This is a genomic window from Polaribacter sp. WD7, assembly GCF_003335085.1.
Taxonomy (GTDB): Bacteria; Bacteroidota; Bacteroidia; order Flavobacteriales; family Flavobacteriaceae; genus Polaribacter.
The window spans coordinates 273,057-297,471 of the sequence record NZ_QPEJ01000017.1 but is presented as its reverse complement, the minus strand read 5'-3'; the positions used below and the strand labels follow the sequence as shown (position 1 = coordinate 297,471).

Genomic DNA, 24,415 nt, shown 5'->3' with positions numbered 1-24,415 from the left:
GAAAAAGTTGCTAAATGGCAAAAAATTGTTTTTTAGCTCTAATTCGACTTAAAGTATACTCAGAGATACCAAGATGTAATGCTATATATTTCTGAGAAATACTTTGTGCTAATTTCGGGTATCGTTTTATAAATTTAGTATATTTAGTTAAAGCATCATCAACTAACATTTCATTTTTTACTGAAAATTTTTCTAAAAGTGCTCTTTGTTTTAATTCATTTATGATATTTGAAAAATTAACTACTTCGTTTTCTAATATCTTAAATGATGAATGAGACAAAGTATAAACTATACTATTTGTTAAACCTGTAATACTCTCTGTAGAAGGTGTATTGTAAAAAAAACTATTTAAATCTATTAAAAAATGTCCTTTAGTAACAAAATATTTAATGTACTCATCTCCGTTATCTTTAAAACTAGACACTTTAAAAACTCCATTTTCAACAAAACCTAGTTGATTACATATTTTACCTAGTTCTAGATAACAATGCTTTTTAGAGAAATTATCTAAACAGAAATGTTCCTTTATAAGATTTTCTTCTTTTTTTGATAAGGGTAATATAGTGTTGAATAAAGTTATTAAATTATCCATTTTTATATTAAAAAATTAAATTCTAACTTATTAGTTTAAAGCTTGCAATATAATTTTTTTAAATTAAGTGAAAAATAAACAGTAAAATTCTTTATTTAATAAAAAAACTGTGATAGTTCGTATATAAACAATTACTTTTGCACGAAATTTAAGAAGGCACCTTATGCAATCCATTAGAAATATCGCAATTATTGCGCACGTTGACCACGGAAAAACAACGTTAGTAGATAAAATTATAGATCAAGCTAAAATTTTAGATGATCGTAAAGAGCGTACAGATTTATTATTAGATAATAACGATTTAGAACGTGAAAGAGGAATTACCATTCTTTCTAAAAACGTTTCTGTAAACTATAAAAACGTAAAGATTAATGTAATTGACACCCCTGGTCACGCGGATTTTGGTGGTGAGGTAGAGCGTGTATTAAAAATGGCAGATGGGGTTTTATTATTAGTAGATGCTTTTGAAGGACCAATGCCACAAACACGTTTTGTATTAGGTAAAGCAATAGAATTAGGATTAACCCCAATTGTTGTTGTAAATAAGGTAGATAAAGAAAACTGTACTCCAGATTTAGTACACGAAAAAGTTTTTGATTTGATGTTTGCTTTAGAAGCTTCTGAAGAACAATTAGATTTTACTACAATTTATGGTTCTGCAAAAAACGGATGGATGGCAGATGATTGGCAAGAACCAACAGACAATATTATTCCTTTGTTAGATGCTGTTATAGCCTCTATTCCAGAAGCTCCTTACAGAGAAGGAACCCCACAAATGCAAATTACTTCTTTAGATTTTTCTGCATTTACAGGGCGAATAGCCATTGGTCGTGTATATAGAGGAGATCTAGAAGAAAATAAAGACTACATGTTGTGTAAAGCAGATGGTTCTACCAAAAAGGTTAGAATTAAAGAATTACACGTTTTTGAAGGAATGGGTAAAGCCAAAGTGAGTAAAGTAAGAAGTGGAGATATTTGTGCAATTACAGGTATTGAAGGTTTTGAAATTGGTGATACTATTGCAGATTTAGAAAATCCTGAAGCATTGCCTAGAATTGAAGTAGACCAACCTACAATGAGTATGTTGTTTACCATAAACAATTCACCATTCTTTGGTAAAGAAGGTAAGTTTGTAACATCTCGTCATTTGCGTGACAGATTGTTTAAAGAAATGGAAAAAAACTTAGCGTTACGTGTAGACGAAACTGATACAGAAGATAAATTCAATGTTTTTGGACGTGGAGTGTTACATTTATCTGTATTGATAGAAACCATGCGTAGAGAAGGGTACGAGTTACAAGTGGGAAGGCCACAGGTAATTTTTAAAGATATAGATGGTGTAAAGTCAGAGCCTTATGAAACACTTTCTATAGACGTACCAGAAGATGTAGCTTCTAAAGCAATTAATTTAGTTTCATTACGTAAAGGAGATTTATTAGTGATGGAACCTAAAGGAGATTTACAACACTTAGAATTTACTATTCCTTCTCGTGGATTAATTGGTTTACGTAATAAAATTTTAACGGCAACAGCAGGTCAAGCAATCATCAATCACCGTTTTTCTGAATACGGTCCTTACAAAGGAGATTTTTCTGAGGAAGTAAAAGGTGCCATTGTATCTTCTGCAGCAGGAAAAGCAACTGCGTATGCTATTGATAGATTGCAAGATAGAGGTCGTTTCTTTATAGATCCTAATGATGAGATTTATATTGGTCAAGTTGTCGGAGAAAATGCAAAGTCTGATGATATGGGAGTTAATTTAATTAAAGGGAAAAAATTATCTAACGTACGTTCTTCAGGAACGGATGATAGCGTAAAGATTGCTCCAAAAATTGATTTTTCTTTAGAAGAATGTATGGAATATATTAAAGAAGATGAGTATTTAGAGGTAACTCCAGAAAGTTTACGTATGCGTAAAATTAATTACAGACCGTAAACTACCAATTTGCTAGTTAAATTAGTAAAAGAATATATAAAAAGCTCAGAAAATTAACTTTCTGAGCTTTTGTATTTTTAGCTAATATTCATTTTTTTCTGAGAATGAAAAAATAATAAGCTACAATTTTCACTTTTTAAAATACAGATTTTAATGCATTAAAATCTTGAATTACCAGGTCTGCATTTTTCAAGGTTTGGTCTGTTACTAAAGGGTTTTTATAACCCACAACAAAAATGCGAGCAGCATTAGCTGCTTTAATACCATTGTCAGAATCTTCAATAATAATACAGTTTTCTTTTGAAGTTTTACCCAACAATGCTGCTTTTTCAAAAATTTCAGGATGAGGTTTGGAGGCTGTTAAATCTGCACCACTAATTTTTGCTGTAAAATAATGATTTAAGTTAAATCGATTAAAAACCCGATCAATATTAATCATGGCAGACGATGAAGCTAAAATCAAAGTTACCCCTTTTTTATAGAAATATGTAATAATGTCTTCAACACCATTTACAAGTTGTAATGTTGGGTCATTTTCAAAGAAATTAACATACCGCTTTCTTTTATTGAGTACTAAGTCTTCAGGAATTAAATTTAAATTAAAATGGGCTATTAATTTTTGAAAAGCATTAATGGTAGATGAGCCTGTAAATGTTTTGTATAAATCTTCAGACACATCAACACCAATATCTTTAAAAGTTTCATAATAGGCTTTTTTATGAATTTCTTCGGAATCTATTATTACACCATCCATATCAAAAATCACACAATTTAACTTTTTAGGAATTTTCATTTAGTCTAAAAATTTAGCTTTAAGTTCAGGTGTTGGAATCATACAACTTTCTTTTTTTCCAAACCATTTGTAACGGTTTTTAGCTACAAAATCATAAATGATATTTCTAAAACCTTCAGGAAAAACCCAGAAAATTTTACTAAGGCTCCAAAAAGAGCCAAAATCTTCCATTATTTTAAGTGCTGCATTAGATTTTACCTCATAAGAAATACCAGGTTCATATAAAATTATAGAATCCAATTTAGCAGTATCAATTTTTAAATAATCAATAATCTTTTGTCCTATTTCAGATTGAATTGCCGTAAAAACAAATACATTTTTTTTATCATTTTTAATAACTTTTAGTACAGCAGTATTACAGAGGTTACACACCCCATCAAATAAGATAATTTTTTTATTTTTTGGCAGTTCTATCACGTGTCAAATAATTCTATTTTAATTTATTACAAAGATAATTCATCTTTTTTTAAAATTCTTGTAACATTTTTTTTATTCCCTCGTCTTATAGTTGATGATATCTAATAAAGGGTTTTTTTGATTTAACAAAAAATTAATAAGACCACTGAGAAGCTTTAGGTATTTTCGTTTAAAACTAACCAACCAATGATAAAAATTGAAAAACTTCACAAATCTTATCCTATAGGAAAAGATTCGCTTCACGTTTTAAAAGGTATCGATTTACATATAAAAGAAGGAGAATTTGTATCTATTATGGGGTCTTCTGGTTCAGGTAAATCTACATTATTAAATATTGTTGGTTTATTAGATATTCATGATGAAGGAAATTATTATTTAAATGGTCAACTTATTAAAGATTTAAATGAAAAGAAAGCTGCTATTTTACGAAATAAATTTTTAGGTTTTGTTTTTCAATCATTTAATTTAATATCTTACAAAACTGCAGTAGAAAATGTTGCATTACCTCTGTATTACAAAGGGATGAACAGAAAAGAGCGCTTACAAATTGCATTAGAATATTTAGAAAAAGTGGGGCTAAAAGATTGGGCTAATCACTTGCCAAATGAACTCTCTGGAGGGCAAAAACAACGTGTTGCTATAGCAAGAGCGTTGGTAACCAAACCAAAGGTAGTTTTGGCTGATGAGCCAACAGGAGCCTTAGATTCTACTACAACAGATTCTGTAATGGATTTATTAAAAGCCATTAACGATGAAGGAATGACTGTTTTTGTAATTACTCATGAAGAGGAAGTTGCAGAACAAACAAAACGTGTGGTAAGGTTAAAAGATGGTGTTATTATAAGTGACGAATTTACTAAAGCAGCAAAAGCAGTATAATTATGTTTGACTTAGATCGTTGGAGAGAAATATTTCAAAGCATTAATAAAAACAGACTTCGTTCTGTACTTTCTGGGTTTACTGTGGCTTTTGCAATCTTATTATTTACCTTACTTTTTGGTATTGTTAGCGGGTTAAGCAATTCTTTTAAAGATGCATTTGCTGATGACGCTATGAACGCTATGACAATTCGTGTTTGGAAAACGTCTAAACCCTACAAAGGATTGCAAACAGGAAGAAGAGTTCAGCTAAGAAATGCAGACTATGATTACGTAAAAGAAGAGTACGACAATAAAATACAATACCAAACTGCTAGAATATTTAAAAGTGTAAACATTCGCTATAAAAGTAAAGCAGATACTTATAGGTTAAGAGCTGTTCATCCAGATCATCAATTTTTAGAAAAAACGATTATTGATGAAGGACGCTACTTGAACGAAAGAGATTTAAAAGAAAAAGCAAAAGTTCTTGTAATTGGAAGACTTATAAAAGAAGATTTATTTGGTGAAAAACCTGCACTAAATAAAAGAGTAAATCTAAACGGAAGTTCTTTTTTAGTTATTGGTGTTTTTTCTGATGATGGTGGAGATAACGAAGAAAGGCAAGTATATATGCCTGTTACAACCGCGCAAATGATGTATGGTAATAATGATTATATCAGTCAAATCAATTTAGGTTACAATCCAGATTTGAGTTTAGATGCAGCAATAGCTTTTGGTAATAAAATGGAACGTGATTTGAGAAAGCGTATGAATATTCATCCAGATGACCAAAGTGCTCTTTCTGTAAGAAATATGGCAGAGGCCAACAAAGGTGTAGGGCAATTTATGTTTATCCTTTATTTAATCGTTATCATAGTTGGCTCAGGAACTTTAGTTGCAGGTATCATAGGAATTAGCAACATTATGATTTTTGTGATAAAAGAACGTACTAAAGAATTCGGAATCAGAAAAGCATTAGGTGCTAAACCCGCCTCTATAGTAGGTATGGTAGTACAAGAATCTGTTTTAATTACTACCATAGCAGGGTATTTAGGATTAAGTTTAGGAACATTTATACTTGCACAAATTGGAGATACTTTAGAAGATTATTTTATTAAAGACCCAAGTGTAAGTCCAGGAATAGTAATAGGAGCAACAATTACGCTAATATTAGCAGGTTTAATTGCAGGATATGTTCCAGCAAAACGTGCAGCAAATATAAAACCAATAGAAGCCTTAAGAGCAGATTAATTATGAAGTTTTTATTCGATTCAGATTCGTGGCAAGAAATTTACGGTAGTATTCGTAAAAACAAAATAAGAACTGTAATTACCATTATTGGGGTATTGTGGGGTATTTTTTTATTGGTAGTTTTATTGGGCGCTGCTAGAGGAATGGAAAATGGATTCAAAAAGATTTTTGGCGACTTTGCAACCAATAGTGTTTTTGTATGGACACAAAGAACAGACACCCCATTTAAAGGTTTTCAAAAAGGAAGAAGATTTAGTTTAAATTCTAATGATATAGAAGCTTTAAAATCTGAATATGGCGATAAAATTAAATTTTTAGCTCCTAGAAATCAAACTAGTAATTTACTTGTACATAATTTTAAATCGGGTACTTTTCAAGTAAGCGGAGATTATCCTGTTTTAGACATGATTCAAAAAAAGAAACTAATCTATGGGAGATTTATCAATCAAAATGACATGTCATCGTATGCTAAAGTAACAGTTATATCAGAAGATATGTACAAACAATTGTTTGATAAAGGTGTGGTACCCATTGGAGAATATATCAAAATAAATAGTATCAATTATAAAGTTATAGGTGTTTATGGACCATCACAAGGAATAGATTTAGATGGAGATACAGCATACATTCCGTTTTCTACCTTTAAAAAAGTATACAATACAGCAGACGATATTGACTGGATGGTTATTACAGCAGACCAAAATACAGATATCAAACAATTAGAAAGCGACATTAAATTAACTCTAAAAAGTTTACACAAAGTACATCCTGAAGATAAAAGAGCTTTTGGGTCTTTTAATTTGGGTACAGAGTTCGCAAAATTTACCGACTTTTTAACAGGTATGCAATTTTTAACTTGGTTTGTAGGTATAGCTACCTTAATTGCCGGAGTTTTTGCGATTGGTAATATTCTATTAATTACCGTAAAAGAAAGAACCAAAGAAATAGGAATAAGAAGAGCTTTAGGTGCAACACCTAAAAGTATTAGACAACAAATAATACTAGAATCTGTGTTTTTAACTACAGTGGCAGGCATGTTGGGTATTGTTTTTGGAGGCCTTATTTTGTTTGTAATAGATTCACTTTTTGGCCAAGGAGAAGACGCAGCTTTAGTAAACCCAACAGTAAATATTCCAATTATATTTATCGCATTTATAACCCTAATTGTGTTAGGTACCCTAATAGGTCTAATACCTGCGCATATGGCAACAGTAGTAAAACCAATTGAAGCATTAAGAGAAGAATAAACCAATCAACAAATCATGAGCAAAAGAGCAAAAATTATTTTAATTATCATTGCAGTTTTATTTATAGCTGCATTAATTTGGTTCGGAAAGAAAAATCAGAAAAGTATTGTAGAATACGAGACTGAAACAGCATTTAGAACAACAATTGTTAAGAAAACAGTGGCTACAGGTAAAGTTACGCCTTTAGAAGAAATAGAAATTAAGCCTCAAATAACAGGTATTATAGATAAAATTTTATTATTAGAAGGGTCTAAGGTAAAAAAAGGAGATTTAATAGCTACTGTTAGAGTGGTACCAAATGAACAATCATTAATTAGTGCTAAAGGTAGAGTAGATAATACTAAAATTAGACTAAGTAACGCTAAAATTCAGTACAATAGAAATAAGAAATTGTACGATAAAGGTGTTATTTCTAGACAAGAGTTTGAACAAATAGAACTTACGTACAACCAAGCGAAACAAGACCTTAAAAATGCTGAAAATGATTATCTTATTATTAAAAAAGGTTCAGCAGGTTCTGGAGGTGCTGCAAATACAAATATTATAGCTCAAATTTCTGGAACTATTTTAGAAATACCCGTAAAAGAAGGAGATCAAGTAATTCAGTCTAACAACTTTAATGCGGGTACTACTATTGCTTCAATTGCAGATATGAATAAGATGATTTTTGAAGGAAAAGTAGACGAGTCTGAAGTAGGTAAATTGATAAAAGGGACAGATATAGATGTTTCTATAGGAGCAATTGAAGGCACAAAGTTTCCTGCTAAATTAAATTTTATTGCTCCTAAAGGAACAGAAGATAATGGGGCTGTACAATTTACAATTAAGGCAGATGTAACTTTAGATGATAAGTTTTTTATTAGAGCAGGTTATAGTGCTAATGCAGATATTGTTTTAGAGAAAAAAGATAGTGTTTTATCTATTAAAGAAGCTTTATTAAAATTTGATAAAAAAACAGAAGAACCTTATGTAGAAGTTAAACAAGAAGATGGATCTTTTGAAAAGAAAACCTTAAAATTAGGAACATCAGACGGAATTAATGTTGAAGTCGTAGAAGGAATAGCTGAAGAAGATGAAATAAAAATTTGGAACAAAGCATCTAAAGACGATAAGAAAAAGGAAAACTAAGAATTGTTTAGTAATTAAAAATTTAAAAAAGAGGAACTCAATATTGAGTTCCTCTTTTTTTTAAAAACTACTTAAGTTTTTAGAGAAAAAATACTATTGTTTTTATAAAAAGAGCTTTTTTTTATTTTCTAGACAACCTTTTCTTAACTTGTGTAGTCTATATATTTGTAAGGCAATAAAAACCAAATCAAGAGGCTTGAAAATTATCACATTGCATAACCAAAAATCGCTCATTAAAAAAGCAGTTGCAAACAATAGAGAGGCGCAACAGCAATTGTTTGAGCAACATTCTCCTAAAATGTTGGGGGTATGTAGGCAATATGTAAAAGATTTACATCATGCAGAAGATTTAATGTTACAAGGGTTTTTAAAGGTTTTTACCAATTTACATACATTTAAAAACGAAGGTAGTTTTGAAGGTTGGATTCGTAGAATTATGGTAAACACCTGTATTTCATACCTCCGTAAAAAAAATGTGATTGATTTGTCTGATGATGATTATGTATTTAATGATGCCGCTACAGAAAGTTTAGAAAATACAACTGTAGAAGATATTCAAAGATTGATAGACCAATTACCAGAAGGATACAAAGTAGTGTTCAATTTATTTGCTATAGAAGGTTACAAACATTCTGAAATTGCTGTAAAACTAGAAATTTCAGAAAGTACGTCAAAATCGCAATTGCATAAAGCACGAAAAGTATTGCAAGAAAAGTATTACAAAATGAATAAAACAGTTCATGAAACAAAATAAGCTAGACAATAACATTAGAGAAAAATTAAAAGACAGAACTTTTAAGCCATCAAACTCTGCTTGGGAACGTTTATCTGTACAATTAGATGAACAACCAATTCAGAAAAGAAAAGGTTGGTTTTTTTATATGGGTATCGCAGCAAGTATTTTATTGTTGGTTTCTTTAGGAGTTCAAATCTTTTCTAAAACATCAGAAAAAGTGATTTTAAAAGATAAGGTAGTTACATCTCCTATAGATACACAAGAAATTGATAAAAAAATTGATAGACTAATTCATGAAATTCCCGTTCAAGAAGTTATTGTTAAAAATACCCAAATAGAAACAAAACAAGAAACTATTAATGGTATTGATACAGAAAAAGTAGTATCAAAAAAAATAGATGTGGTTTTGTTAAAAAACAGAAAACAACCAATAGCACTCGTAAAAAAAGAAAGTACAAATATTATTTCTTCTAACTCATCAGAAAAATCAGAAGGTAAGAATTTTATAAAAAAAGAACTATTAAAAAGAGATCCTAATAGTAATATAAAAATTAATGGTGAAGATTTATTATATGCGGTAACGCATACCTCAAAAGAAGTAAAACAATATTATGCAAAATACAATTTTAGTAGAGATGATGTTTTAAAAACGATTAAAAGTGAGTTGAAAAAATCAGATTTAAAAATCAATCCAAATACAATTCTTGCAGAAGTAGAACGTACCATTGAAGAAGAAGATTTTCAAAATAATTTTATGAAATCTTTAAAAACAAAAATTTCAGATATAGCCACGGTTATAGCCAGTAGAAACAATTAAAAACCTTTTACTGCCTTACAAAACAGAATATTATTTAATAATCAAAAATTTAAAATTTAAAAACATGAAAAGAATACTACTAATACTAGTGTTGTTTAGTACAACTATTGCCTTATCTCAAGAAAAAATCTTTGAGAAAGAAGTCTCAAAAATTTCTAAAAGAATCGATAAAATAACTAAAACCCAAAAAGATTCTTTAAAAATGAAAGTAATTGGCATAGACAAACAATTAGAAAAAGGAGAAATTACAGAAGTAACTGCTGAAAAATTAAAAAAAGAAGTAGCGTCATACCATGCTAGAAGAATTGAAAAACTTGTAGGAGAACAAGAACGTTTATTGCAATTGTTAGTGCAGGATAAGACAAATGGAAAAATAGCGAGTTCTGAGGAAGATGAACTTTCTACAAGCCAAGAAAATGATGATGAAAATTCTTTTACCATAGGGAATAAAACATTTCATTTTAACATATCAGGAAGAGATAAAGAAGAAAATGAAGAACGAAAAAAAAGAAAATGGCGTTCAAAAAACAAACAACAAAGAGCAACTACAACTCAGTTTGTTTTTGCAATGGGAGTTAATAATGTATTAAATAACAATGATTTAAACTCTTTAAATAACTCTGAATATCAATTTTGGCGCTCTCGTTTTTATGAATTAGGTTGGACATGGAAAACACGTTTTTCTAAAAATGCATCGCAGTTTTATCTTAAATATGGAGTGTCATTTTTATGGAATAATTTACGTTTAGAAGGAAACAGAATTCACGTAAAAAATAACAATGTAACAGAAATTCAAACCTTTCAAAATCAATTATCAGACAGTAGGTTACGTCATGTACAAATGAATTTTCCTGTACATTTAGAGTGGGATTTTTCTAAAAACAAAAAGTACAATAATGGCTTTGTTAGAGATAGAACGCATAAATCGGTACGATTAGGTATAGGAGGATTTGTAGGCTTTAAATTAGGAACAAGACAATATTTGGAATACGTAAACGCCAGTGGATCTAGAATTGAAGAAGTTCAATTTGACAATTTCAATATGAATACTGTAAATTATGGTATTAGTACCTACTTAGGTTACAAGTCTACTAGTTTTTATGTAAAATATGATTTAAATCCTTTATTCAAAGACACAGAAACTAGAAATATTTCTATGGGAATTCGCTTAGATTTAAACTAATATTTTTCAATTTTATGAATTCTATATCTAAAAATCGTAGATAGTGTAAGAAATTAGTTAATTATTTATATGATTTGTAAAAATAACAATTGCTTGTATTTTTGTTGAAAATTAAACACAAACTAACTACATTTACGTGCTTAAAATACTCAATTTAAGCATTATGATAATTGGAATTCCAAAAGAAATTAAAAACAACGAAAGTAGAGTAGGAATGACACCTGCTGGCGTTTTTGAATTAACAAAAAACAATCACACTGTTTATATACAATCCACTGCTGGTGAAGGTAGTGGATTTTTTGATGCTCAATATATTCAAGTTGGAGCAAAAATTTTAGAAACTATAGAAGAAGTCTATGCTATAAGTGATATGATTGTTAAAGTTAAAGAACCTATAGCAGAAGAATATCCGCTTATAAAAGAAAATCAAATTGTGTTTACTTATTTCCATTTTGCATCGAGCGAAACTCTAACAAAAGCAATGATTACATCTAAAGCAATTTGTATTGCTTATGAAACTGTAGAAGATAAGGATGGTACTTTACCATTACTAACGCCAATGTCTGAAGTTGCAGGTAGAATGTCTATACAACAAGGAGCTAAATATTTAGAAAAACCCATTAGAGGAAGAGGCATTTTGTTAGGTGGTGTTCCTGGTGTAAAACCTGGTAAAGTCTTAATTTTAGGAGCAGGTGTAGTTGGTGTTCAAGCAGCAAAAATGGCTGCAGGTTTAGGTGCACATGTAACCATAATGGATATTAACATGAAACGTTTACGCTATGTAAACGATGTTTTGCCTAACCACGTTGTTACAGAGTTTTCTAGTGAATTTAGTATTAGACAGCATATTAAAACACACGATTTGATAATAGGAGGTGTACTAGTAAAAGGAGGTAAAGCACCAAAACTTATTACCAAAGACATGTTAAAAGATATGAGACCAGGTACTGTAATTGTAGATGTTGCGGTAGATCAAGGGGGCTGTTTTGAAACAACCAAAGCCACAACTCACCAAGATCCAACCTATATTATAGATGATGTAGTGCATTATTGTGTAGCCAATATGCCAGGGGCAGTTCCATATACATCTACCATTGCACTAACAAACGTAACATTGCCATATATTTTAAATTTGGCTAAAAATGGTTGGGAAAAAGCATGTAGCTTAGATAGTACCTTAGAAAAAGGATTAAACATTGTAAAAGGAGAAGTGGTTTATAAAGAAATAACTGAGGCCTTTAACCTAAACTAAATATCATTAAAATACTTACGTTATTATCTTTAAAATAATATAAAAGTTTGTATATTTGCAGCCTTAAAATAAATTATAAATATTTAATTATGAATCATTACGAAACTGTTTTCATTTTGAATCCCGTTTTATCTGATACTCAGATAAAGGAAACAGTACAAAAGTTTCAGGACTATTTGGTTTCTAAAGGTGCCGAAATGATCCACAAAGAAGATTGGGGCTTAAAAAAGTTAGCATACCCAATTCAAAAGAAAAAAAGTGGTTTTTATCACTTATTTGAGTACAAAGTAGCAGGAGAAGAAATATCTGCGTTTGAATTAGAATTTAGAAGAGATGACAGCATTATGCGTTATTTAACTGTAAAACTAGACAAACATGCTGCAGCTTGGGCTGAAAAAAGAAGAGAACGTAAAACTGCAAAAAACTAAGAAATGGCATCTATAGAACAACAAGCAAAAGGTGGTAAATCTGCTGACGTTAGATACTTAACGCCATTGGATATAGAAACTAAAAAAGAAGCAAAATACTGTAGATTTAAGAAGAAAGGTATCAAGTATATTGATTATAAAGATGCAGACTTCTTAATGTATTTAGTAAATGAGCAAGGTAAAATTTTACCAAGACGTTTAACAGGAACATCATTAAAATATCAACGTAAAGTTGCGCAAGCAATTAAAAGAGCGCGTCATTTAGCGTTAATGCCTTACGTTGGAGATATGTTAAAATAATAAAGAGGTAGACCATGGAATTGATATTAAAACAAGACATAGAAAATTTAGGATTTAAAGATGATGTTGTATCTGTAAAAAACGGTTACGGTAGAAACTTTTTAATTCCTACAGGGCAAGCAGTTTTAGCTACTTCATCTGCAAAAAAAGTTTTAGCAGAGAATTTAAAACAACGTGCTTACAAAGAAGCTAAATTAATTGAAGATGCTAACAAAATAGCAGAAACAATTAAAGGATACGAAATCAAAATTTCAGCTAAAACAGGTTCAGGAGACAAATTATTTGGTTCTGTTAACAACATAGATTTAGCTGCTGCATTAGCAAAAGCAGGTACAGAATTAGACAAGAAGTTTATTAAAGTTGTTGGTGGTTCTGTTAAAAGATTAGGTAAATATGATGCATCTGTAAGATTACACAGAGAGGTAGTAGTAGATATTACTTTTGATGTAGTTGCAGAATAACATTACATTTATAAAATAAAAAAGCTCGTTAGAAATAACGAGCTTTTTTATTTTTGTCAACTCAAAAAAACAATAAATTTTAAGCGTTTAAAAACCTATGAAATATAGACAGCTTACCAAAGAACAATTTGAAAGTTTACACCAAGAATTTGCACGTTTCTTAGCATCTCAAAGCATAGATGTTAATGAGTGGAATCAAATAAAAAAAGAAAAACCACATGTAGCAGAAGAAGAAATGAACGTGTTTTCTGATGTTGTTTGGGATGATGTGTTACAAAAAACCAACTATGTAGAGCATTTTTCTAAAACTTCTGCAAATCTTTTTAAATGTGACAAAGACGAAATTCATAGAATTGCCATTAAAGTTACTTGGGATATAAATTTGTTAGAGCAAAAAGGATTTGAGTGGTTAATGCAAAATCCTATGGACAATTCCGTAGAAATTTTTAGAGGTTCTAAACCCTACAACACAGAAAGAAATATAGAAATTTTTGATTTGATAGAAAAAGGGAGTAGTATTTCTAAAGGAGAAATTTTTGAATATTTTAATCAGTTGATTTCTTAATTTTTTTAGAAGCCATTTCCTGCTTTACGCACTCGCTTTTTTGTAAAAACAAAAAGAGCTCAAACAAATGCTTCAATCAGGGCTAAACCAGTTTGTTAGCATTTAGGTGTCAACAAACTCTTAGCTATTTAAAAAATGCACATACTATACATCATATTACATTAACATTATTTAAAAGGTCAATCAATTTATCCGTTCCTGCACTCGCAACATCTTCTATAATTGTTAAATTTTCAAATTGACTTTTATTTACAGCAGGTTTTGGATCTATAAAATAAATAGGTGTATTCTCAGGAACATAATCTATTAAACTTGCTGCAGGATAAACTTGCATAGATGTTCCTATAATTACTAAAATATCCGCTTGTGCAACAATGTCAACTGCATTTTCTAACATGGGCACCATTTCGCCAAACCAAACAATATCAGGTCGTAATTGATTTCCTTCTGGGCAAACATCACCCAAAACCAAATCTTCTTTCCAGTCTAAAACCAAGTTGTCATCAACGGTGCTTTTTACTTTTAGCAATTCTCCGTGTAAATGCAACACTTGTTTACTTCCTGCTCTTTCATGTAAATCATCTACATTTTGAGTAATAATCTGTACATCAAAATCCTGTTCTAACTCAACCAAATTAACATGTGCTTTATTAGGCGAAACCGTTAAAAGTTGTCTGCGTCTTTGGTTGTAAAAATCGAGTACCAATTCAGGATTGTTTGCAAAACCTTCTAGAGAAGCTACTTCCATCACATCATGTCCTTCCCACAAACCATCAGCATCTCTAAATGTTTTAATTCCGCTTTCAGCAGAAATTCCTGCACCAGTTAAAATCACAATTTTTTTCATAATTGTAAAAATACTATATTTTGTACTTTAATAGAATACTTGTATTCGATTGTGTTGTGTGGTGGAAATACAAAAAGTAAGTAGCTAGAATAAGAGTTGTTGCTATTAACTCTGATTTCACCTAAATATACGCTAAGTAAAATTAATAATTTTTTATGTTTGTACAATGATAGATAAAGATTTACTCAAATATTTGGAGGGGTATTTAACAGACAAAAGAAAAGAAACCTTTACAAACGTTTTAAGTCAAAGAACAAGACATTTTACAGTGGTTTTAGAAGATATTTATCAAGCACATAATGCAAGTGCAGTAGTAAGAACTTGTGATATTTTTGGTGTACAAGACTTGCACGCAATAGAAAATAAATATACCAATAAAGTATCTAGACATGTGGCAAAGGGTTCTCAAAAATGGTTAAACATAAAACGCTATCAAGAGGATGCTAATAATACTGTAGAATGTTTAGACCATTTGAAGAATAGCGGATATCAAATCATAGCGACAACCCCGCACAACAATTCGTGTTTGTTACAAGATTTTGATATCACTAAAAAATCTGCTTTTGTATTTGGAGTAGAAGCAGAGGGTGTTTCTGATTATGTTATTCAAAACGCAGATGGTTTTTTAAAAATACCTATGGTAGGTTTTACAGAGAGCTTAAATATATCTGTAGCAGCAGCCATTATTTTGCAGGACGTTACTACCAAGTTAAGAAATTCTAATATTGAATGGCAATTATCAGAAAAAGAAAAAGAAGTATTGTATTTTAATTGGGTTAAAAAAACCATTAAAAATGTAGATAAGATAGAGGAGCATTATCATCAAAATAAAAAAAATGAACGCTAAAGTAACTGATTATATTGCATCTAAAAAAGAATGGGAAGAGCTTCTTACGCTTCTTCGCAATGTTTTGTTAACATTGCCCTTGGTAGAAGATGTCAAGTGGGGTATGCCAGCATATATCTATAAAAATAAAAATATTTTAGGGTTGTCTGCTTTTAAAACTTATTGCGGATTGTGGTTTCATCATGGTTGTTTTTTAAAGGATGAAGCCAATATTTTAATCAATGCGCAAAAAGATAAAACAAAAGGAATGCGTCAAATGCGTTTTACGTCTATAAATGATGTAGATATAGAATTGGTGAAACAGTACATTTTAGAAGCTATAGAAAATGCGGTTGCTGGTAAAGAAATAAAAGCTGTAAGAAATACCAAACCAATAGTTATTCCTGAAGAATTACATTCTGAATTTTGTAAAAACGAACAGTTACAATCAAACTTTAATGATTTTAGTTTGTCTAAACAAAGAGAGTTTTGCAATTACATTTCATCTGCTAAAAGGTTAGCTACAAAACAATCTAGACTAGAAAAAATTGTTCCTCTAATTTTAAATAAAATAGGACTGAATGATAAGTATAAAAATGGTTAATTAAGAGTTGTTTATCTAAGTTAATCGACAATAATTTTTTCTACAGTGGCAGTAGAGTCACAACGTTTTACCAATAAACTAACATTTTTTAACTCCTTTTTTCCAGTAACATAATACTCTGCACAAGGTTTTTGTCTAGGATTACCTTTACTAAAATCAACATCACCATTATATAAAATAGTAGAAATTTTTAGCGTATCTATGTGAAATTGCTGCATAGATTTTTTAGCTGTTTCAGAAAATAAACGCTTTCTAACCCTTATGGTTTTAAGTGTTCTGGCATCCATACCATAATCAAAAGTTGCCTCTTTTTTTTGCCAAAAGAAAAACACAGCTATAGAACCTATAGATAAGCCTACTAAATAGTAACCAACTCGTTTAATTAACATCGTAAAATTTTGAAATGCAAATTTACAATTTAAAAAAGCGAAATTTAAATTATTTAAGTAATAAGTTGCTTACTAGGTTAGAAGAAATTATCCTATAAAATCAATAAATTGATATCTCTAAAGGGCAAATCAAACCAATCTGCAACAGTTCTGTTGGTTAAGATTCCATGATAAAAATACATTCCGTTTCGTAAGCTTTTATCAAATCTAGCAGCGTTTTCAAATCCACCTTCTTCTGCAATATTTAATAAATAAGGTGTAAATATATTACTTATAGACAAAGAAGCAGTTCTTGCATAACGGGCTGGTATATTTGGCACGCAATAGTGTACTACACCATGTTTGATAAAAGTTGGTGTTGTGTGTGTGGTTATATTAGAAGTTTCAAAACAACCACCTCTATCAATACTCACATCTATAATTACAGCACCTTCTTTCATTTTTTCTACCATTTGTTCTGTACCACAAATTGGCGATCTGTTTTTACCTCTAATAGCTCCAATAGCAACATCGCATCTCATCAAAGCTTTAGCAACTGATTTAGGTTGTAATGTAGATGTGTAAATTGGTGCAGACAAAGCATCTTGTAATTTTCTTAATTTAGTTATAGAGTTGTCAAACACCTTTACTCTAGAACCTAATCCTATAGCTGTTTTTGCAGCATATTCTCCAACTGTACCAGCGCCAAAAATAACAACGCTAGAAGGAGGTACGCCACCAATATTACCTAGTAATAAACCATTACCTTTATTAGTACCACTCATTAATTCTGCTGCGATTAATACAGATGCTGTACCTGCAATTTCGCTTAGAGATTTTACAACGGGGTAGGTGTCATGTTCATCTTTTATATAATCAAAAGCAACAGCCGTTATGCGCTTTTTTGCAAGACTTTCAAAATATTTTTTGTCTTGGGTTTTTAATTGAAGAGAAGAAATTAATATTGCCTGCGGATTTATGTATCCTATTTCTTGTTCTGTAGGAGGAGCTACTTTTAGCACGATGTTGCACTTAAAAGCTTCTTCTACGTCGTAAGATATTTTTGCGCCAGCTTCAGAATATTCGTTGTCAGAAAAATTAGCATTCTCTCCTGCACCTGTTTCAATAACAATTCTGTGTCCGTGAGTACACAATGCAGATACTGCATCTGGTGTTAAACAAACACGTTTTTCGCCTAAATAAGTTTCTTTAGGCAAGCCTATAAATAACTCTCCTCTTTGTCTTTTAACTTCTAATTTTTCTGGTTTCGGAATTAATTCTTCTTTACTAAAAGGAGAAAATGAACTCATAGTTTATGGTTTATAGTTGAATGTAACGCTGTCCGTTTTCTAACACCTTCAATTCAATTTTAACAGCATCTAAAGGTAGTAAATTTTCAATATTTTCTGGCCATTCCACCAAACACCAAGTATTTTGATAAAAATATTCTTCAATCCCCATATCCAAAGCTTCATTTTCATCTTCAATCCTATAAAAGTCAAAATGAAAAACTTTAGCTTCAGTAGTTGTTTGATATTCATTCACCAAAGAAAAAGTAGGTGAGGAGATATTATCTAAAACTCCTAGTTGTTTGCAAATTTCTTTGATTAAAGTCGTTTTACCCACACCCATTTCACCATAAAATAAAAGGGTTTTATTTTTCGTTGAAGTAATTACTTCTTTTGAAATTAAATCTAAATCCTCTAAAGAATATGTTTTATTCATAAGTTAAAAGTAATAAAATACAATTCTATTTTTTTGTAAAAGTATATTTTTTAAATAAAATTAATTGAAATTACAAATTACCCATTTATAGGTATGTATATCCGAAGTCAACTTTTAATATTTGTAATATTCAAAAAAACCTTAACTTTTAGATATGAAAATTGAGTTTTAGTTAACTTATTTTGTGTGAGAATATAGAATTAGCATAATATTTAATGATGTAATATGAAAATCTCATAAAATAAAAGTTTTCATGAAGTTGTTTTTTACTCAATTCATAATTCTTATTTAAAACAAAGGCTTTTTTGAAAATAGGGGGAAAACCCCTACTAATTATTTTAACAAATTTTTAAACCTTTGTAACAAGAAAAAAACTAACCTAAAAACTTTAAGTATGAGAAAAAACATTTACTTATTTCTTTGTTGTCTATTTTGTATTTCGATAGCAACAGCGCAAGAGAGTACAGAAATACCAGAAAAAGAAGAAATCAAAAAAACACGAAAAAATGCATTAGCTGTTTCTGGAGGTATTCCAGGATATGGTTTTGAATATGCTAGAGTTTTAAACCAACACTTTTCCCTTAGAATAGGATACAATACTTTAAGTGTAGAAAATTACGAAATTCAAGATTTTGAAATTGATGGGCAAAACACAGATATTATTGCTAATGTAGATTATTCTGGTATAGATTTCTTTATTGAATATCTTCCTTTCAAAAAATCGTCATTTAAATTGGTTTTTGGAGCTGGATATATTACAGACTTACTGGTTACAGGAAACATCACTTTTGACGAAGAGCAACAAATTGGAGACATTACTTTAACTAAAGAAGATTTTGGAGATTTAACTTTAAACGCAGATTGGTCAGGAACCTTTGCACCTTATGTTGGCTTTGGATTTGGAAGAGCAGTTCCTAAAAGAAGATTAGGTTTGGCTTTAGAAATAGGAACATACTATGCAAACACACCAGATGTAACCTTAACTGCTACTCGTTTGTTAACACCTACAGAAGAAGAAAATAGAGATACAATTCAAGATGGATTTGAAAGTTTTAAATTCATTCCTAATATAAAACTAAGACTTGCTTACAGCTTTTAAAAATAACTTTTATGAAAAAAAATAATACATACAAAAAATGGCTCTCAGTAATTGCAATATGTACAATAACATTTATTGCAGTAATTTCTTGCGAGAATCCTTTAAAAGACTTTACAGTAGCAATTGATACTGCTGTATTTCAGAAAAATGCGACAATAACTATTTTTGACCCTACAAACCCTACAAATTTAGATGGTACTGGCAAAGTAGAAATAGAATTACTAGGAGATGATGCTGGTAAAATAGTTTCAGATGGAGGTTCTAAAACCAATTTTCCAGTAGTAGATGGAGTACTTCAATTGGCAGTAAATCCTGCAAATGCAGGTGAAAACATAAACTTTGTAGTAAAAGTAAGTGGTGATGATTATTTGACAACTACAATTCCTGTAAATATTAATGAAAATGACACTTTAGTTACTATAGCTGCAAATATGGTTAATATTAATGACACTGCAGATGGCATTAATTTAATGGAAGATGATAAATCTTTAAATAACGGAACATTAGAAGAAGACTTTGTTGTAGCAACTGATAATTCAGGAGATAATGAAGCTACAGAAGTTACTATTGCTAGTGGAACAGAATTTAAAGATGCTAATGGTAACCTAATAAAAGGAGCTGGAGATTTAAAAGTTAGAGTAGTAAACTTTGGAAGTCAAGATGATGAGAGTTTAAACTCTTTTCCTGGTGGTTTTTCTCCTGCAGCTATAGAGTTAGAAAATGGTGAAATTGATACAGAAGGATCATTTTCTACTGCTGGTTTCACTTCTATAGACATGTTTGTTGGTAATACAGAGGTTAAAGAATTTTCAGAACCAATAACTATAAAAATGGATGTTGATAGTGAAGTTGTAAATCCAAATACAGGTGAGAAAATCAAAAAAGGAGATATATTACCTGTTTGGTCTTATAGTAAAGACGATGGTAAATGGAAATATCATTGTGACACTACCGTAGAGGAAGAAGATGGTCAGTTATTTACAGTTTGTACAACAACGCATTTATCTTGGTATAATTTAGATTATTGGGCAAGAGGTTGTACTAGTAGAAGACGATTTGATGTTAATGTAGTTGCTCCAGGAGTTAGTTCTTCTTCAGGTTATAGACTAGTTACAGCATTAGTTTTTGCAGGAACTAACCAAAGTGTAAGTTATAAATCTAATAGAGTACAGAACTTTTTTAATGGTAGAAGTTTTGGGTATTACAGAACACCTAATGCAAATTTACAATTTGTTGTATATGATGGAACATCTAGATATAATAAAGGAAACGAAATTTACAGATCAAATACATTTAATGGATGTGACTCTAATCAAATTACTATAAATTTAGAAGAGTTTAGAAGTAGTTTACCACCTCAGCCAGTTAATGTTAATATTAATTTTTCTGGAAATTGTGATGGTAACATTATAAAGCCATCTTCATACCTATATATGAAAACAGACTATACATATAGAGGTAGAACATACACTTATTGGCGTTATGCAGGCTATATTCGTAGTGGTAGAGTAACTATATATAACGTGTTCTTAAACAGAGAGTATGAATTTAAAACATATTATAAAGGTGTAGAATATAAACACAATTATACATTTACATCTAACACTATTAATATTGAAAATTTTGATATTCCTGCAGAACTATGTAATAGTTTATAATTTTAAAAAATGTTTTTTTATTTTTTGTTCTAAAAATCTTTAATATTCATTATTAGAGTTTGAATTTAATCTTAGGCGAATTATGTTTACATAATTCGCCTTTTTTATCTCTATTTTAACTGACAATTACTTAACGCGAGTTCGGTATAAAAAACATTGTTTATTAGGTAATTACTATTTTTATTGTACAAAACGGATGTAATTTCGACTGAAATGGAGAAATCTTACTATAGATATGAGATTTCTCAACTACACTTTTACTTCTTAAGTTACTTTCAATTTAAATATATTTAAATTTTAGCAATGTTTGAAATTACAATCATCTAATTTTCAGACAAATAATATAAGTATAATAGAAAAGATATATCTAACTCACGTTACTTAGGACTATATACAACACAAGGTATTATCATTTCTTCTAAAGAAACACCTCCATGTTGATAGGTGTTTTTGTAATACTTTACAAAATGGTTAAAGTTATTAGGGTAGGCAAAAAATAAATCTTCTTTAGCAAATATAAAAGGAGCATTCATAGCTACAGTGGGTAAAAAGATATCTTTAGGGTTTCTTACTGCATAGACATCTTTCTCCTCGTAAGACAAACTTCTACCTGTTTTATAACGTAAATTTGCACTAATATTTTTATCGCCAATTACTTTAGTTGGGTGTTTGCTATTAATGGTTCCGTGATCTGTTGTAATAATTAATTTTTGACCCATTTGTTGTGCTTTTTGAATAATTTCAAACAATGGCGAATTTTTAAACCAACTTAATGTTAAACTTCTGTAAGCTTTGTCATCACCAGCCAATTCTTTAATCACTTCCATTTCCGTTTTAGAATGAGAAAGAATGTCAACAAAATTATACACAACAGCAGTTAAATCGTTTTGTTTGGTGCCATTAAAATTGTCTGCTAATTCTTTACCGCTTTTTAAAGATGATATTTTATAGTATTCGTGCTTTATATCTAATCCTAAACGCTTTATTTGAGCAGATAAAAACTCGTTTTCAAATAAATTTTTACCCCCTTCATCTATATCATTCTTCCAAAAATTAGGATGACGTTTTTCCATTTCAGAAGGCATCAATCCAGAAAAAATAGCATTTCTAGCATATTGTGTTGCTGTAGGAAGAATTGAAAAATAAGAATACTCTTCTTCTTTTTTGTAATGATTATTAATTAGTGGTTCTAAAATTCGATATTGATCGTATCTTAAATTATCAATTACAACCCATAAAACACCTTGATTTTCATTTAATTCTGATACTATATAATCTTTAAACAAAGTATGAGAAAATGTAGGCTTGTCATGTGCTGTTAAATAATCTTCGTAATTTTTTTTTATAAACTTAAAAAACTGACTATTTGCTTCTTGTTTCTGACTTTCTAAAATTCCTAACATTCCAGGATCGCTAATGTTTTCTAATTCTAACTCCCAATGAATTAGTTTTTTGTACAGCTCTATCCAATCTTCATAAGAATTTACCATAGCCAAATCCATAGAAATTTTTCGAAACTCTTGCTGATAGTTAGAAGTTGTTTTTTCAGAAACCAAACGCGAATGATCTAAGTTCTTTTTTAAACTCAGCAAAATTTGACTAGGATTTACAGGTTTTATTAAGTAATCAGCAATTTTAGAGCCAATTGCTTCTTCCATAATATATTCCTCTTCACTTTTAGTAATCATTACCACAGGTAAATTAGCTTGTTTCTGTTTTATTTCAGAAAGAGTATCTAAACCGGTTAGACCTGGCATGTTTTCATCTAAAAAAACAATATCAAAATTCTGTTCATCTACCAAATCAATTGCATCTGCACCGTTAGTACAGGTTGTTACCTCATAATTTTTACGTTTTAAAAATAAAATGTGTGGTTTTAACAATTCAATCTCATCATCAACCCAAAGAATGTGAATTTTGCTCATATTTATACGTTATAAAATTTAAATCTTTAACGCTAAAAATACATATTTGTTATAGTTTTAAAAGTTTTATATTGATAAAATATTGCCAATTTTATCAAGGATATCGTATTTTGCATTAGATTGATAAAACACCTCTTTTGAAGAAAAAAAAACCGAATAAACTCAAAATCTTAAATGATCCTATATACGGATTTATTCAAATTCCGAATTCTTTAATCTTTGACATTATAGAACATCCTTATTTTCAACGATTAAGAAGAATTACTCAAATGGGGTTTTCTAATTTAGTATATCCTGGGGCAAATCACACCCGTTTTCATCACGCTATTGGTTGTATTCATTTAATGCAAAAAGCCGTTCAGGTATTGCGTTTTAAAGGGGTTGCTATTTCAAAAGATGAAGAAAATGCGTTATATATTGCCATTTTACTACATGATATTGGTCATGGAGCATTTTCACATGCTTTAGAGCATAGTATTGTTGATGGAATATCTCATGAAGAAATTTCTTTACAATTTATGAAAAAATTAAACGACGAATTTAAAGGCAAATTATCGCTTGCTATACAAATTTTTGAAGGCAAAAATGAGCGTAAGTTTTTATGTCAACTTATTTCAAGTCAGTTAGATATTGATCGTTTAGATTATTTAAGAAGAGATAGTTTTTATACTGGTGTTTATGAAGGAAACATCTCATCAGAGCGTTTAATAACTATGATGAATGTAATTAATGACGAACTTGTTATAGAGCAAAAAGGAATATATTCTGTAGAAAAGTTTTTAATAGCCAGAAGGTTAATGTATTGGCAAGTTTATCTGCACAAGACAGGTTTAGTTGCAGAAAATATGTTGGTTAATGTTTTAAGAAGAGCTAAAGAATTGACAGAAAAAGGTGAACAACTATTTGCAAGTAAAGCGTTAACCTATTTTTTATCTCACAAAATATCAAAATCTAATTTTAACGAAAATACATTAGAAATGTTTTCTAAATTAGATGATTATGACATTCTCTTATCTATAAAAGAATGGACAAATCATAACGACAAAGTATTGTCTTTACTTTCTAAAATGATAGTAGACAGAAAGCTTTTACGGGTAGAAATTCAAAAAAAAACATTTCTGGTTAAAGATTTAAAAAAGAAAATTTTAAAAGCTAGTAAACGTTTAAATCTTACGCCTACAGAGAGCAAATATTTTGTATTTACAGATACAATTATAAATCAAGCATATAATTTAAACAAACCCATATTAATTTTAAATAAGAAAGGAAAACTAAAAGATATTGCAGAAGCATCAGACCAACTGAATTTACAAGCATTAACAAATCCTGTTTTAAAGTATTTTATTTGTTACCCAAAATAAGCTGAGATTAGTCAAATCACTTTTAATTTTATACTT

General features: G+C 29.9%; 26 protein-coding genes. 18 read left to right on the top strand and 8 right to left on the bottom strand.

Features of this window, described 5'->3' with window-relative positions:
- Nucleotides 1–10 precede the first annotated feature (10 nt).
- Complete coding sequence (locus DUT90_RS07670; RefSeq protein ID WP_114426577.1) at nucleotides 11–592, bottom strand: Crp/Fnr family transcriptional regulator; 582 nt, start codon at nucleotides 590–592, stop codon at nucleotides 11–13.
- Nucleotides 593–755: 163 nt separating this feature from the next.
- Between DUT90_RS07670 and typA the strand changes: the two genes are divergently transcribed.
- Complete coding sequence (gene typA, locus DUT90_RS07665; RefSeq protein ID WP_114426576.1) at nucleotides 756–2,528, top strand: translational GTPase TypA; 1,773 nt, start codon at nucleotides 756–758, stop codon at nucleotides 2,526–2,528.
- A gap of 136 nt (nucleotides 2,529–2,664) precedes the next feature.
- On the opposite strand, the gene DUT90_RS07660 is transcribed toward typA, so the two are convergent.
- Entirely contained in the window at nucleotides 2,665–3,321 is a 657-nt protein-coding gene (locus DUT90_RS07660) for an HAD family phosphatase (protein WP_114426575.1), read from the bottom strand.
- Nucleotides 3,322–3,738, bottom strand: coding sequence for a thiol-disulfide oxidoreductase DCC family protein (locus DUT90_RS07655; protein ID WP_114426574.1), 417 nt, complete (start codon nucleotides 3,736–3,738; stop codon nucleotides 3,322–3,324).
- Nucleotides 3,739–3,924: 186 nt separating this feature from the next.
- On the opposite strand from DUT90_RS07655, the gene DUT90_RS07650 reads away from it, so the two are divergent.
- The 12 genes from DUT90_RS07650 to DUT90_RS07595 all read left to right on the top strand — a co-directional run bounded on the left by DUT90_RS07650 (nucleotide 3,925) and on the right by DUT90_RS07595 (nucleotide 13,966).
- Complete coding sequence (locus DUT90_RS07650; protein ID WP_114426573.1) at nucleotides 3,925–4,617, top strand: ABC transporter ATP-binding protein; 693 nt, start codon at nucleotides 3,925–3,927, stop codon at nucleotides 4,615–4,617.
- Between the two features lie 2 nt (nucleotides 4,618–4,619).
- On the top strand, nucleotides 4,620–5,849 hold the full coding sequence (locus DUT90_RS07645) for an ABC transporter permease (protein ID WP_114426572.1): 1,230 nt from the start codon (nucleotides 4,620–4,622) through the stop codon (nucleotides 5,847–5,849).
- A gap of 2 nt (nucleotides 5,850–5,851) precedes the next feature.
- The gene (locus DUT90_RS07640; protein WP_114426571.1) at nucleotides 5,852–7,096 is read left to right on the top strand and encodes an ABC transporter permease; all 1,245 of its coding nucleotides are present in this window, start codon (nucleotides 5,852–5,854) and stop codon (nucleotides 7,094–7,096) included.
- Nucleotides 7,097–7,111: 15 nt separating this feature from the next.
- Nucleotides 7,112–8,224 carry an efflux RND transporter periplasmic adaptor subunit gene (locus DUT90_RS07635; protein ID WP_114426570.1) on the top strand — a complete coding sequence of 371 codons (1,113 nt, stop codon included), beginning with the start codon at nucleotides 7,112–7,114 and terminating at the stop codon, nucleotides 8,222–8,224.
- 196 nt (nucleotides 8,225–8,420) lie between these two features.
- Entirely contained in the window at nucleotides 8,421–8,978 is a 558-nt protein-coding gene (locus DUT90_RS07630) for an RNA polymerase sigma factor (protein ID WP_114426569.1), read from the top strand.
- Nucleotides 8,965–9,777, top strand: coding sequence for a hypothetical protein (locus DUT90_RS07625; protein WP_114426568.1), 813 nt, complete (start codon nucleotides 8,965–8,967; stop codon nucleotides 9,775–9,777). Before DUT90_RS07630 ends, DUT90_RS07625 begins: the two co-directional genes overlap by 14 nt.
- Before the next feature lie 64 nt (nucleotides 9,778–9,841).
- Nucleotides 9,842–10,960, top strand: coding sequence for a hypothetical protein (locus tag DUT90_RS07620; protein ID WP_114426567.1), 1,119 nt, complete (start codon nucleotides 9,842–9,844; stop codon nucleotides 10,958–10,960).
- A 163-nt stretch (nucleotides 10,961–11,123) separates the two neighbouring features.
- On the top strand, nucleotides 11,124–12,212 hold the full coding sequence (ald, locus tag DUT90_RS07615; RefSeq protein ID WP_114426566.1) for an alanine dehydrogenase: 1,089 nt from the start codon (nucleotides 11,124–11,126) through the stop codon (nucleotides 12,210–12,212).
- Nucleotides 12,213–12,301: 89 nt separating this feature from the next.
- Complete coding sequence (rpsF, locus tag DUT90_RS07610) at nucleotides 12,302–12,640, top strand: 30S ribosomal protein S6 (protein WP_114426565.1); 339 nt, start codon at nucleotides 12,302–12,304, stop codon at nucleotides 12,638–12,640.
- Nucleotides 12,641–12,643: 3 nt separating this feature from the next.
- Nucleotides 12,644–12,940, top strand: a complete 297-nt coding sequence (gene rpsR, locus DUT90_RS07605) for a 30S ribosomal protein S18 (RefSeq protein ID WP_015480245.1) — start codon at nucleotides 12,644–12,646, stop codon at nucleotides 12,938–12,940.
- Between the two features lie 14 nt (nucleotides 12,941–12,954).
- Entirely contained in the window at nucleotides 12,955–13,401 is a 447-nt protein-coding gene (gene rplI, locus DUT90_RS07600; protein WP_114426564.1) for a 50S ribosomal protein L9, read from the top strand.
- 97 nt (nucleotides 13,402–13,498) lie between these two features.
- On the top strand, nucleotides 13,499–13,966 hold the full coding sequence (locus DUT90_RS07595; RefSeq protein WP_114426563.1) for a DUF6495 family protein: 468 nt from the start codon (nucleotides 13,499–13,501) through the stop codon (nucleotides 13,964–13,966).
- A gap of 151 nt (nucleotides 13,967–14,117) precedes the next feature.
- Here the strand turns inward: DUT90_RS07595 and DUT90_RS07590 are convergent, their stop codons facing one another.
- Nucleotides 14,118–14,813 (bottom strand): NAD-dependent deacylase, encoded by a 696-nt coding sequence (locus DUT90_RS07590; RefSeq protein WP_114426562.1) that lies wholly within the window; start codon nucleotides 14,811–14,813, stop codon nucleotides 14,118–14,120.
- 166 nt (nucleotides 14,814–14,979) lie between these two features.
- Here DUT90_RS07590 and DUT90_RS07585 point away from each other — a divergent pair, with 166 nt between their 5' ends.
- Both DUT90_RS07585 and DUT90_RS07580 read left to right on the top strand, forming a co-directional pair.
- Complete coding sequence (locus DUT90_RS07585; protein WP_114426561.1) at nucleotides 14,980–15,660, top strand: RNA methyltransferase; 681 nt, start codon at nucleotides 14,980–14,982, stop codon at nucleotides 15,658–15,660.
- The gene (locus DUT90_RS07580; RefSeq protein WP_114426560.1) at nucleotides 15,650–16,243 is read left to right on the top strand and encodes a YdeI family protein; all 594 of its coding nucleotides are present in this window, start codon (nucleotides 15,650–15,652) and stop codon (nucleotides 16,241–16,243) included. The genes DUT90_RS07585 and DUT90_RS07580 overlap by 11 nt, the downstream gene beginning before the upstream one ends.
- Nucleotides 16,244–16,263: 20 nt before the next feature.
- On the opposite strand, the gene DUT90_RS07575 is transcribed toward DUT90_RS07580, so the two are convergent.
- The 3 genes from DUT90_RS07575 to tsaE form a co-directional block, all read right to left on the bottom strand.
- Nucleotides 16,264–16,632 carry a DUF4258 domain-containing protein gene (locus DUT90_RS07575; protein ID WP_114426559.1) on the bottom strand — a complete coding sequence of 123 codons (369 nt, stop codon included), beginning with the start codon at nucleotides 16,630–16,632 and terminating at the stop codon, nucleotides 16,264–16,266.
- A gap of 92 nt (nucleotides 16,633–16,724) precedes the next feature.
- Nucleotides 16,725–17,921: an alanine dehydrogenase gene (locus DUT90_RS07570; RefSeq protein ID WP_114426558.1), complete on the bottom strand. Its 1,197-nt coding sequence runs from the start codon at nucleotides 17,919–17,921 to the stop codon at nucleotides 16,725–16,727.
- A 10-nt stretch (nucleotides 17,922–17,931) separates the two neighbouring features.
- Nucleotides 17,932–18,336: a tRNA (adenosine(37)-N6)-threonylcarbamoyltransferase complex ATPase subunit type 1 TsaE gene (gene tsaE, locus DUT90_RS07565; protein ID WP_114426557.1), complete on the bottom strand. Its 405-nt coding sequence runs from the start codon at nucleotides 18,334–18,336 to the stop codon at nucleotides 17,932–17,934.
- A 394-nt stretch (nucleotides 18,337–18,730) separates the two neighbouring features.
- Here tsaE and DUT90_RS07560 point away from each other — a divergent pair, with 394 nt between their 5' ends.
- Both DUT90_RS07560 and DUT90_RS07555 read left to right on the top strand, forming a co-directional pair.
- Nucleotides 18,731–19,435 (top strand): hypothetical protein, encoded by a 705-nt coding sequence (locus tag DUT90_RS07560; RefSeq protein WP_114426556.1) that lies wholly within the window; start codon nucleotides 18,731–18,733, stop codon nucleotides 19,433–19,435.
- Between the two features lie 11 nt (nucleotides 19,436–19,446).
- A complete protein-coding gene (locus DUT90_RS07555; protein ID WP_114426555.1) occupies nucleotides 19,447–21,093 on the top strand; it encodes a hypothetical protein in 1,647 nt (548 codons plus the stop codon).
- Between the two features lie 377 nt (nucleotides 21,094–21,470).
- Here the strand turns inward: DUT90_RS07555 and DUT90_RS07550 are convergent, their stop codons facing one another.
- Nucleotides 21,471–23,018 (bottom strand): response regulator, encoded by a 1,548-nt coding sequence (locus DUT90_RS07550; protein ID WP_114426554.1) that lies wholly within the window; start codon nucleotides 23,016–23,018, stop codon nucleotides 21,471–21,473.
- 137 nt (nucleotides 23,019–23,155) lie between these two features.
- On the opposite strand from DUT90_RS07550, the gene DUT90_RS07545 reads away from it, so the two are divergent.
- Entirely contained in the window at nucleotides 23,156–24,379 is a 1,224-nt protein-coding gene (locus DUT90_RS07545) for an HD domain-containing protein (protein WP_181858159.1), read from the top strand.
- The last annotated feature ends 36 nt before the right edge of the window (nucleotides 24,380–24,415 follow it).